Here is a 12876-nt window from a genome sequence, read left to right as displayed (position 1 = left end):
ATATTACAGGACTGATAAAATCAAAAACACAGTTGGAAAAATAACCAACTGTGTTTTTGATAATTAATTCACTTTTTTAATAAAGCCTTTATAATGACGTTTTACAAGCTGGCTTTCTAACGTCTTCATAGTTTCTAGTGCTACACCGACAATGATAAGTAAGCTTGTACCACCAATTTGAGCAGAAGGTGGTAACGTAGCAATTTTCGTGAATACGAGCGGTAATATAGAAATAGCACCTAAGAAAATTGCACCGATAAATGTTAAACGGTATAAAATTTTAGTTACATATTGTTCAGTTGCTTTACCAGGACGAATACCAGGAACATATCCATTTTGCTTTTTCAAATTCTCAGCCATTTGTTCAGGATTTACTTGAATAAATGCGTAGAAGTATGTGAAAGCAACGATAAGACCGACATAAAGTGTCATTCCAATTGGATGTGCGAAATCAAGATTTGCAACTAACCATTTTGATACGCTTGAATCAGGGAAGAGCTGCGCAATTGTACGCGGCGTCATTAAAAATGCAGAAGCAAAGATAACTGGTATAACACCAGCACTATTTACTTTAAGCGGTAAATGAGTGTTTTTTGCTCCTTGATATTGATTGTTTCCTGAAACAGCTTTTGCATATTGGATCGGTATTTTACGTACAGCTTGTTGAATGTAAATAACACCAACAACTATCGCTAAAATTACGAGTCCAATTAAAACAATTTTTATTATGTGCATAAATAGCTGATCGCCAGCATTTTGGAATTGTTGTAAATAAATTTGATTTGCAACATTTGGAATCGCGGCAACGAGACCTGCGAAGATAATCATCGAAATACCATTACCAACTCCGTTAGCGGTAATTTGTTCGCCTAACCAAAGTAAAAATGCAGTACCTGCAGTTAAAACTGTCGCAATAAATAAGTATGTAGTCCAGCTTTGATCTGTTATTAATTGTCCACCTGCTATATTATTAAAGCCATAAGACATTCCGATGGCCTGTATGAATGCGAGAATGATTGTAAAGTATCGAGTGAATTGAGCTGATTTCTTACGGCCCATTTCTCCTTGCTTTGCCCATTCCGAAAACTTAGGTATAACATCCATTTGTAGTAATTGTACTATGATGGAAGCTGTAATATATGGTGTAATACCTACAGCAAAGATTGAGAAATGTTGCAATGCTCCTCCACCAAATACGTTTAACATACCTAGAACGTTAGCTTGATCTTGTACTTTTAATACCTCTGCGTTAGTATGAGGAACTGGAATAAACGTGCCAATTCGAAAAACGATTAACATCGCTAGTGTAAAAAGGATTTTCCTTCTTATCTCAGCTACTCTCATGAAATTTGAAATCGTACGAAACATTATGTCGCCTCCTATATTTTTATCAGTAAAAAACTGATTATTATACCCTATGAAGTAACCACAAACCTCCTTCCGCACTAAATTCATTTGACAAATGGATTTTCATACACTTTGTAGTTTTCACGGATATAAAAATATAAGGTGTTATATAAGCGACCTATACACTTTACGTAATCATTCAATACCCATAATATATCGAATAAATTAACAAATGTACATACATACGCATTAAAAATGAATAAATAGGGTCATTTTTTACATTTATTTAATGATAAATTGATAGGACATTATTATTCAAGATTGTTATACATGTTATAAAAATAAAAGCGAGCCATTATGATTTATAACTAATATTCATTCAAATGTGTCAGCTAATAGCGTCTCCCAATCTTTAAAGGATAATTTATCAGTTATATGTTTTAGTGCGTTAGGTACAACAATATGACAAATAAGTTCTAAGCTATTACCATCTGGATCAATAAAATAAACAGATGCATTACCTTGATGTGGACGGACAAAGGGTTCAATAGATTCATTACTCCCAAACGGAACAGCTTTAATTTGAAGTGAGTGTAACCAATGTAATGATTCTTTTAAATCCTCATAGGAAACTCTAAATGCAATATGACGTAAAGAAGGATGATATTTTGTTTCGTATTCAGAGCCCGCCCATAATCCTAGCCAAATTTTCCCTTCCTCAATCCAAAAGAATGCTGTTGATTCATCGCTCCAGGCTAACTTCAGCCCTAGTTTTTCATAAAATTCGATAGATTGTTGTAAATTACTCACTGGTAAATGCGCTTCGTATATTCCTTTAATCAATTAAAATCCTCCACCTTTTTATTTTCTTACAATTAATATATCGATTTAAAAAGAATGTAAAATCAAATAAAAGTATGAAAGTACATACTACTTTAGTAGTAATAGTAATCAATTATATTTCAATTCAAATTCATCTCCCGCTGATTAAAGTTTCACTTTATATGATTAGAGAATTCTTTTTATTTAAGAAGGAATAAATGTTAAAGAAAGCTAATTAAACAGTGTACATATTTATAGGGGAGAAGATATAAATGAAAGTTGTTATAAAAAAATTACCACCATTAGAAGTAGCGTATATAAGACGAACTGGTAGCTACTTTGAACCGCAAGATCACTGGGGAAAGTTACTGAATTGGTCAATTGAAAATAAACTGTATCCACCAGAGCAATCATTTATCGGAATATCATTGGATAATCCTGAACTTGTTGCAAGTCATAAGTGCCGGCATGATGCATGTGTTACGATTCCTGAAAACTTCGATAAAGAAAAGTATCATGATGTGCAATTTAAAAAATTAGATGGAGGTACATATGGTCTATACCAGTTCTATGATGAACCTCATAAATTAAGTGAAGCGTATCAATACATGTATGTAGAGTGGCTACCAAATAGTGAGTATGATGCAGATTATGATAGAGATAATTTAGAGTTTTGCTTAAATAATGTTGCTGAAGATCTAGACGGAAAGTTAAAGGTTGATTTATTTGTGCCAATTAAAAAGATATAAAAAAACAAATAAGTTCATTTGTGGCTTTAAAATAAAATTGGAATAGTAGTGAAAGAAAAACTTTTTTTGAAGATAATATCTCTAGCGTAGAAATTTAAGTATGTAGGTTGCAATGAAAGGAGAATCCACATGGATACATTTGTAAATGACAAGTTTTATGAAACGAGAGATCAATTATTTGAGGAAATTACTTTGTTGAGTGATGCTCAATTTAATAGGAAACCAGATAAGGATAAATGGAGTATTGCACAAGTTTGTCATCATTTAGTTTTATTAGATGAGAGAGTGATAACAGTTATTTCCTCAGGGTTAAAAAAGTTAGATAGTACCCAAAATGAGCGTAAAGAAATTCACACTATTTTATTAGATAGAACGAAAAAGTTTATAGCTCCAGAAATGATTGAACCAAGTATAGAACCATTTGAAGTGGAGCAAATGCTCAATATGCTAAACGAATCAAGAAAAGAATTGATGCGTTTCCTGAGTACAATAGAAGATGAGTCTATATTAGCGAAAAAATCAGTGATGCATCCAGCTCTTGGAGAATTATCCCTTGATCAGTGGATAGAATTGATCTATTTACATGAACAGCGTCATATTTCACAAATAAAAGAGATAAAATTGCTTTGTGAAATTGAAAAGTAAAAATTATTCCCTATTTATTGATACGTATTATAAACAGGGGAAACGGTTGATTCATATTGATTCAGAAGAAAACAAAAATAGAATAAAATTAGTTGAAAGTGACCAATAAGCTTAAGAAAATATGAAACTATCCGATTTTCTGTATAAGTGTAACCCCGTCTTAAATGAAGAGCGGGGTTATTTTTTTGAAAGTACACTTCACACGCTTAAGGAAGGAGTATTCTGTCAGAAAACGATAAAATACAATTCTGTTAGGGGATGTATGCAATTTATTCTCTTTATTTTTGCAACAGAACCACCTTCAAAATTATCTTTTGTAGTTGAAGTTTCCTGAATAATAAGTTACATTTTTAAAGTTCAAGCAACTTTATGAAAGTACAAAAAGGGGAGAAATATAATTATTATGCAAAAAATGAAATGGAAGAACTATGTATGTTACTTTGTAATTTTATTACTGCTTGGAACGGCAGTAATAGTCAAACCATCTATCTCTAAGGCTGAGGAATCTGAAGTTAATATTACATTGTTAGGTACTGCAGATATTCATGGTAGATTTATGCCTTGGGATTATGCGCTTGATGGAGCAAATATGAGTGGAAGTTTGACGCAGCTTTATACGGTTATAAAGAAGATCCGTCAAGAAAATCCAAATACCATATTAGTAGATGCCGGGGATACAATTCAAGGAAACTCAGTAGAATTATTCAACGATAAGCCACAATCGCCAATGATGGTAGCGATGAATACAATGGGATATGATGCCTGGGCATTTGGAAATCATGAATTCAACTTTGGATTAGATACATTGAAAAAAGTTAGTGAGCAATATAAGGGAAAAACGTTAGCAGGAAATATTTATAAGGAAAATGGAGAGCGCTTTCTTCCTGCATATACAATTGTAGAAAAAGGTGGAATTAAAGTTGGGATTATTGGTATGAATACACCAATGATTAGTGATTTTGAAAAAGGGACAGATCACTTAAATGGTTTAGTGGTGAAAAATCCGGTAGAAGAGACGAAAAAGGCAATTAAGGAATTAGAAGGTAAAGTAGATGTAATGGTAGGAGTTATGCATATGGGACTAGAAAATGAGAATGGTATCCCTGGTACTGGTGTTCAAGATATTGCAAATGCTTGTCCGGAACTAAGTGCTATTTTTGCGGCTCATATGCATAAACTTGTAAAAAAAGAAGTTGTAAATGGCGTAATTATTACAGAACCAGATAAATATGGAACACATATTTCACGTATTGACCTTACTTTTACAAAGCAAGATGGTAAGTTGGCTTTAAAAAATAAAACTGCTACCGCTATACCTGTAAAAAATGCTGATGGGACAACGATATTATCCGATCCTACACTTGAAGAAACATTAACACCTTTTCACGAATATGCGAGAGGAGATGCAAATGTTGTAGTCGCTCAATTAAAGGGTAGAAATCTTGTTCCTGAAAATGAAATAAAGGGTATTCCAAGTGTTCAGATTCAAGAAACACCTTTATCAGATTTCTTTCATGAAGTTATGCTCTACTACAGTAAAGCAGATGTAGTAGCCCATCAAATTGATAATGATTATGCCCGTTTAGATACAGGCCCTATTAAGAAAAAAGATATTGCGTACAATTACCAATATGCCTTGGGAGAAATTACAGTATATAAGATTTCTGGAAAAGATTTAAAAGACTATATGGAATGGGCAGCAGGATATTTTAACTCATCTCGTGCCGGAGATGTAACCGTTAGCTTTGATAAAACCCGCCGTGCATCTAAATACAGTACGAACGATTTCTTTGGAGGCGTAAAATACGAAATTGACTTAACAAAACCATATGGAAGCAGAATTACAAATTTACGCTCTATTCGTACAAACAAACCAATCAAAATGAGCGATGTTATGACGTTGGGAATGAATGCATATAGAATGGAGGCTCTTCAGGCAAAAGGTGGAGCTTTAGAGGGGCGTAAGTTTGAACAAATTTGGTCATCTAAACAAGAGAATGCATTTGGAGAAACAGGCGGAACCATTCGTAACCTTGCTATTACATATTTAAAAGAGGTAAAGAACGGTGTATACACACCAAAAGTTATGCATAATTGGAAAATTACTGGTGTAGATTTACATTCTTCAGAGCATAAGGCGGTAGTTGATCTTGTGAATAAAGGGATTTTAGAAATTCCAAAAACAGAAGACGGAAAATACACAAATATAGCATCTATAAATACGAAAGACTCAATTTCAAAAGAAGAGATTATATTACTCTCACAAAAAGCAAATATTAATCCAAATCAGTTTAATCATGTAAAGACAAAAGGTGAATTTTACAAAAAACTTAGTAGGATTACTAAAAGAATATAAATTATAAAATTTCTTATAGTAATTGTTATTTTAATAACATTAAACCCACTCTTACAATAGTAAAGAGTGGGTTTTTATGTTGTTATTTAGAGGTAAGTATACTTTTATTACAATGAATATAGATAATTAATAACTAACCAATTGGGTGAGCACCTATAAGGACTCTCTTTTATTCAAATTAATGTACATATGTGTTCCGTTCATTATTTATAATATTGACCACAATTTATGTAATTTTGCATAATGTTACATAAATTGTGTATTTTCTCTTTTTTTAGACATTAATAGACAGTATACTTTGTACAAGCTTTTTATTTCAAAAATTATACGAGGTGAAATAATGAAAAACAAAAAGACATTAACTAAGGTAGCATTAACAACAGGATTAGCTTTAACAGCTGTGGCACCATATGGGGTAGGTCATGCAGAGGAAACAGATCAACTACAAGTTCAAATTCAGGAGGAATCGTTCCGTTCGGGTGAACTTACACAGCCGTCACAAAAGGCACCAGAAAATGTAGTAAAGGATGCACTTAAGGAGAAAACAGAACAAGCTCTGTCCCAAAAACAAGTCAATGGAGAAGCAGGAGTAGATTATAAAGTCCTTCAAAAACGTGGTTCGTATGATGGAACTACACTTGTGCGTATGCAGCAAACATACGAAGGAAAAGAAGTATATGGACATCAATTAACTGCACACGTAGATAATAAGGGTGTTATTAAAAGTGTTTCAGGTGATAGCGCGCAAAATTTAAAACAAGAAGAATTGAAAAAACCTATTAATCTATCAAAAGATGAAGCAAAACAATATATTTATACGAAATACGGGAACGATATCAAGTTTATTTCTGAGCCAGAAGTTAAAGAGGTTATTTTTGTTGATGAAAATAATGGACAAGCTAGCAATGCATACCAAGTTACCTTCGAAGCTGCAACACCAAACTATGTTTCTGGTACTTATTTAGTAAATGCACAAAATGGTGATATGTTAAAAAATATGGTACAAGAATCTAACTTAAAGGCCAGTGACAAACTAGTTGGAGCTTTAAAGAAAAGTAAACAAAGCAGTCTTACATCATTAACCGGAACAGGAAAAGATGATTTAGGTATTAATCGTTCATTTGGTATCTCTAAACAAAGTAATGGCAAATATGCTCTTGCTGATTATACAAGAGGGCAAGGCATTGAAACATATGATGTGAATTACAGAGATATTACTAAAGAAGAAAGCTATTATCCTGGTACATTAGCGACAAGTACTTCGGCAACATTTAACGATCCAAAAGCAGTAAGTGCTCATTACTTAGCAACAAAAGTATTTGATTTTTATAAAGATAAATACAAGCGTAATAGCTTTGATAATAAGGGACAAAAGGTAGTTTCAGTTGTACACGCTTGGGATTCTGAAGAGACGAATGATCCGAAAAATTGGCAGAATGCATTAAGTGCTAATAATGGAAGTATGCTTGTATATGGCGATCCTATTGTTAAAGCATATGACGTAGCTGGACATGAATTTACACATGCTGTTACTTCTAGCGAATCTAATCTTGAATATTACGGGGAATCCGGTGCGATTAATGAGGCGCTATCTGATATTATGGGAACATCTATTGAGAAATACGTAAATAATGGAAACTTTAACTGGACAATGGGAGAACAAACGGGATCTGTTTTCCGTGATATGGAAAACCCAGCTTCTGTTCCATCTTCACTTGGAGTGCCTTATCCAGATGATTACAGTGAATTTAACGATTTTAATGGATGGGATCAAGGCGGTGTTCATTTTAATTCAAGTATTATTAATAAAGTTGCGTATCTGATTGCAAAAGGCGGAACTCATAACGGAGTAACTGTTAAAGGAATTGGTGAAGATAAAATGTTTGATATTTTCTATTATGCAAATACAGATGAGTTAAACATGACTTCTAATTTCAAAGAATTGAGATCAGCATGTATTCGAGTGGCAACTAATAAATATGGTGCGAATACAGCTGAAGTTCAAGCAGTTCAAAAAGCATTTGATGCAGCAAAAATTAAGTAATTTAGAAATATAGTTATCATTCATATATTAATACATTATGAAAAACAGCTAATGTCATTTTAAGGATATTAGCTGTTTTTTACGTGGCAATGTATCGTTGAAAATAAACTGACTAAGCAATAATGAGGCACTTTATCTGTAAGAAGTTGTGACAAATAAATAAGGTTTAAAATATATAAAAACAGAAAATTAATAATATATTGACCTCTTGATAGAAAGTCTATAAAATGAAAGCGATAACAAACGATTGCTTTAAAATGTTTTCCCTGATCTTTTAGTATTTACAAATATATGAAGGCATAAACAAATCTATTTTTTTAAGTAATAATGCAAACGTTTTCGTATTAAAAGGTCATTGAAATACATACGTGAAAATAGCCGATATGGAGGTGAAGTAAAAGAGATTTCTAGATTAATTTAAGCAGTGTTATTCAGTGTAAGCATAATAAATCGTTAGTAATATTTGAAGAAAGGGTGTATGTGATGCAAATTACAAAAAGATTAATTAACAAAACAGTTTTATTACTTACTTTAATCGTTATGTTATCATCTGTTTTCTCCTTTCAGAGTGTGAAGGCAGTTTCAAATTCGAAAACAACTGAAATTATCATTCATTACAAAGAAAAGCTTGGAAATACAAAAGACTGGAATCTTTGGTTATGGGGAGAAAATGCAAATGGTACATCTTATCAATTTACTGGTGAAGATGAATTTGGAAAATACGCTAAGATAAAAATAGACGGTGACTATAATCGTGTAGGATTTATAGTTCGAACAAATGAATGGGAAAAAGATGGTGGGGATCGTTGGATTGAAAATATAAAGGACGGTCGTGCTGAAGTATGGATCCTTTCGGGTGATGAAAAAGTATATAACTCTAAGCCTTCATCGGATCTCTCAATTCAAAAAGCAACTATTGATGGTTTCCATGAAATTACTGTAACGACTAATGTCCCGTTTAATATTAAGGAAAAGAAAATTGAAATTGAAGGCATTAAAATTAAGAATATTACTCCTTATGATATAAACAGTGGCGATATTACTAATAAGGTCAAAATAATTACGGAACAGAAAATTGATTTAAAACAAACATACAAAGTTAAAATAGAAAACTTAGCTGATACGAATACTGAAATTGGTAAAGTCATTCGTAGCGAAGAATTTGATAATTTATTTTATTATGGTGGTAACGATTTAGGAAATACATATACTCCGCAACATACAAAGTTCCGTTTATGGGCTCCTACTGCAAGCGAAGCGAAGTTAGTTACATATAAAAAATGGAGCGATAAAATAGGTGCTGAAATAAACATGCAACAAGGTGAAAAGGGAACTTGGACATCAGAACTAAAGGGGAACCAAAAAGGGCTCTTTTATACGTATAAGGTCAAAATTGGTGATAAGTGGACTGAAGCGGTTGATCCATATGTGCGTGCTGCTTCTGTAAATGGGGATAAAGGTGCAGTCGTTAATTTAGAAGAAACAAATCCGAAAAAATGGAAAGCAAACAAAAAGCCAAAATTTAAAAATCCGGAAGATGCTATTATTTATGAGTTACATGTACGCGATCTTTCCATTCAACCTGAAAGTGGTATTAAACAGAAAGGGAAGTATTTAGGTGTAACAGAAAAAGGAACAAAAGGGCCAGAAGGTGTAAAAACAGGACTTGATCATATAAAGGATCTCGGTGTTACTCACGTTCAGTTTTTACCGATATTTGATTATGCTTCTGTAAATGAAGAGACTTTAAATGAACCGCAATATAACTGGGGATATGATCCTAAAAATTTCAACGTTCCAGAAGGCTCCTATTCTACAAATCCTTATGAGCCAACTGTGCGAATAACTGAATTAAAGCAAATGGTTCAAACACTACATGATAATAATCTTCGAGTGGTGATGGATGTAGTATATAACCATATGTATAACGCTGCTGAATCTAATTTCCATAAGTTAGTTCCAGGTTATTATTATCGTTACAATGAAGATGGAACATTTGCAAATGGAACTGGAGTAGGAAATGATACTGCTTCAGAAAGAAAAATGATGAGGAAATTTATGATAGATTCCGTCACATATTGGGCAAAAGAATACAATTTAGATGGATTCCGTTTTGATTTAATGGGTATTCATGATTATGAAACGATGAATGAAATACGTAAAGCTGTTAATCAAATTGACCCTTCTATTATACTACACGGAGAAGGATGGGATTTAAATACACCTCTTGCAGCTGAGCTGAAAGCAAATCAAAAAAATGCAGAGAAAATGAAAGGGATTGCTCATTTTAACGATAATATACGTGATGGGTTAAAAGGTAGTGTATTTGAGGAAAAAGAAAATGGTTTTATAAATGGAAAGGAAAATATGGAAGATCGTATTAAAAAAGGTATTACGGCAGGTATTGACTACGATACAAATTCGTCTACCTATCAAGATCCGGAACAGGTGCTAACTTATGTGGAAGCACATGACAATCATACATTATGGGATAAACTTGAGTTAACTAATCCAGGTGACAGCGATGAAGTGCGAACACAAATGCACAAATTGTCTTCTTCGATTTTATTAACATCACAAGGAATTCCATTTTTACATGCAGGGCAAGAGTTTATGCGGACGAAATACGGTGATCATAATAGTTACAAATCTCCAGACTCAATTAACCAGATGGATTGGCTGCGCCGTGCAACGTTTAATAATGAAGTAGATTATATGAAGGGTTTAATAGAATTACGCAAAAAGTACTCAGCTTTTCGAATGACATCTGCAGAGCAAATAAAAACACACGTATCATTTATTGATGCTCCAAAAAATACTGTAGCTTATATAATAGAGGGGAATAAACATGAATACTTTACAGTGGCTCACAATGCAAATAGAGAAGCTGTTGAAATAACACTTCCATCGAAAGGGCCTTGGAAAGTACTAGTAGATGGCAAGCAGGCGGGAAGTAAACCACTTTATGTTGTCCATGACAATAAAATTAAAGTTCCTGCATTAAGTTCCATTGTTTTAAAATCAGAAAAACCAATTAAATAAAAGCGAAGAGTGTGGAAATAAATACTGAATTGAGCAAAGTTAATAAGGATTGCAAATGAAAAAAGCGAAGTGAAGATTATTCTCACTTCGCTTTTAAAGTTAATGTAATATAATTTCACATACTGTAATTATATTACAATTTAATAAAAGAAATAAGCAATAGATTATTTCTTTTATGACAGTAGGAGGAGAAGATATCTTTGAGTTTATTTATAAAATTACCTGAAATACATTCGTAATTCATATAATGTTTATTATATATTCGAACATATAACGAACTAGATGTTCGAGTTGTATTAACTCCTACAAATCGTTTAAAAATAACAAAGGCGTAAAAAGTATATGGAATTAAAATAGAGAAAAGACACCATTCAAGGTGTCTTTTCTCTATTTTGAATATGAAATGTAAGTAACTCGATTGTATGTAATAGTATGTGATATTTTCACACTAACTGATTAAGAAAAATTTAAAACTCTTTTCTTAATCTATTTGTAATAAATTACATCATAAAATTTTATTGATATAATAAATAAAACTTTCTCAACATTATTTGATTTAATAACTATATTCAACCGCTCTCCAATCCATTACAATAATTTCACATTGGAAATACATGAATATTCTCAATGTTATAAATGGTTTATACCTTATAGGATTACTATGGGAAAGGATGTGAAATATCCAAAAAGAAATCATTTTTTATGATGAAATAAAAAATTTTAATGAAGAAAAAGTTATTTCATTATTTTCAAGTTTCGTTAAAGTGCATGTATTTATAATCACTATGAGACAAGGAGCAGAATCCGAAAAAATTTTTGTAAATTAGAAAATTGCATTTCAAAAATAAGTTAAACGTTTATGGAGGGTTATATGAGCGAGAAAATTTATTACTGGTCTCCGATTAAGCATTGGGAGAAGTTGCATAATGAAGTTTTGATAGGGGAAATGAGATTTACAGGTATTCTGTCTGAGTGGTTTCCAGATTTTTATTTTATGGCTCAAAAAGGTGTGAAAATTAGTGAACTAGTAGAGCGCTTTTCGTTAGGAAATGTAGAAGAGACACAAAAAAACATAGAGCTCATGATAAAAAATCGTGTGTTAGTAAGTAATATATTACACCCAAGAGAAGTATTTTCTTCACAAGAAAAGATTTTTTCAAATCCATATAGCAACCAGATTCGCTTTTCTAAAGAAAAGTTAGATAAGTATATGAGTAAACAATTAAATCGCACGCACGTTGCTGCACGGTCGACCGAAATTCAACTTGAAACAACAAATGAGCTACCTACTATAATCAAGGAACGTAGGTCTTGTCGTCAATTTGATATGGAAAAACATATTAGTTTTTCGGAATTTTCCCGATTCTTATCAACTCTAAAACAGGTTAGGGAAGAAAAAATATACTATCATTACGCAAGTGCAGGCGGGCTCTATCCCATTGATATCTTTGTTTATGTAAAACCAAAACGTATAGAGGATATGAAAGCTGGATTTTATTATTATAACCCATCAAAAAATAGTCTTGTGATTGTAAACAACATTGATCAAGTAATCAAAAGTGATCATGAGTTAATTAATCAGGATTTATTTACTCAATCTGCCTTCTCAGTTTATTTGGTTTATAATGCGAACGCTTCCATCCCGAAATACGGTTCAGATGGATATTTATTTGCTTGTATTGAGTCAGGCATTATCACTGCTACCTTAAACATGGTTGCTGAGACATTAAATTTAGGGGTTTGTTCAGTCGGTCATATGAAATTTGAAGAGATTCAGCAATTTTTATGTTTGGATAATCATCAAGTGTTTCTCCATGGGCTTGAAGTTGGCTTGAAAATTAACGAGTAGAAGAAATGAATATTAGGGGGAT

At 32.5% G+C, this 12876-nt stretch carries 8 protein-coding genes; 6 read left to right on the top strand and 2 right to left on the bottom strand.

Going from position 1 to position 12876, the window contains the following annotated elements:
• Nucleotides 1-63: 63 nt before the first annotated feature.
• Together secY and C3Y97_RS13270 are read right to left on the bottom strand one after the other, a co-directional pair.
• Nucleotides 64-1368, bottom strand: a complete 1305-nt coding sequence (gene secY, locus C3Y97_RS13275) for a preprotein translocase subunit SecY (protein WP_000490135.1) — start codon at nucleotides 1366-1368, stop codon at nucleotides 64-66.
• A 354-nt stretch (nucleotides 1369-1722) separates the two neighbouring features.
• Nucleotides 1723-2190, bottom strand: coding sequence for a VOC family protein (locus C3Y97_RS13270; RefSeq protein ID WP_136363450.1), 468 nt, complete (start codon nucleotides 2188-2190; stop codon nucleotides 1723-1725).
• A gap of 251 nt (nucleotides 2191-2441) precedes the next feature.
• Here C3Y97_RS13270 and C3Y97_RS13260 point away from each other — a divergent pair, with 251 nt between their 5' ends.
• From C3Y97_RS13260 to C3Y97_RS13235, 6 genes are all read left to right on the top strand, one after another.
• Nucleotides 2442-2918 carry an AraC family transcriptional regulator gene (locus tag C3Y97_RS13260; RefSeq protein ID WP_000869612.1) on the top strand — a complete coding sequence of 159 codons (477 nt, stop codon included), beginning with the start codon at nucleotides 2442-2444 and terminating at the stop codon, nucleotides 2916-2918.
• A 129-nt stretch (nucleotides 2919-3047) separates the two neighbouring features.
• The gene (locus C3Y97_RS13255; protein WP_000379366.1) at nucleotides 3048-3563 is read left to right on the top strand and encodes a DinB family protein; all 516 of its coding nucleotides are present in this window, start codon (nucleotides 3048-3050) and stop codon (nucleotides 3561-3563) included.
• A 403-nt stretch (nucleotides 3564-3966) separates the two neighbouring features.
• Nucleotides 3967-5919, top strand: coding sequence for a bifunctional metallophosphatase/5'-nucleotidase (locus tag C3Y97_RS13250; RefSeq protein ID WP_001171083.1), 1953 nt, complete (start codon nucleotides 3967-3969; stop codon nucleotides 5917-5919).
• Nucleotides 5920-6259: 340 nt separating this feature from the next.
• A complete protein-coding gene (locus C3Y97_RS13245; RefSeq protein ID WP_000791447.1) occupies nucleotides 6260-7963 on the top strand; it encodes a M4 family metallopeptidase in 1704 nt (567 codons plus the stop codon).
• A gap of 483 nt (nucleotides 7964-8446) precedes the next feature.
• Entirely contained in the window at nucleotides 8447-11005 is a 2559-nt protein-coding gene (gene pulA, locus C3Y97_RS13240; RefSeq protein WP_121868265.1) for a type I pullulanase, read from the top strand.
• Nucleotides 11006-11876: 871 nt separating this feature from the next.
• On the top strand, nucleotides 11877-12854 hold the full coding sequence (locus C3Y97_RS13235) for a SagB/ThcOx family dehydrogenase (RefSeq protein ID WP_001290968.1): 978 nt from the start codon (nucleotides 11877-11879) through the stop codon (nucleotides 12852-12854).
• Nucleotides 12855-12876 lie beyond the last annotated feature (22 nt).

It is taken from the genome of Bacillus sp. DU-106 (assembly GCF_004799705.1).
In the GTDB taxonomy this organism is placed as follows: Bacteria; Bacillota; Bacilli; order Bacillales; family Bacillaceae_G; genus Bacillus_A; species Bacillus_A cereus.
Note: the sequence above shows the minus strand (reverse complement) of the source record. Positions and strands in the feature narration are given on the sequence as shown.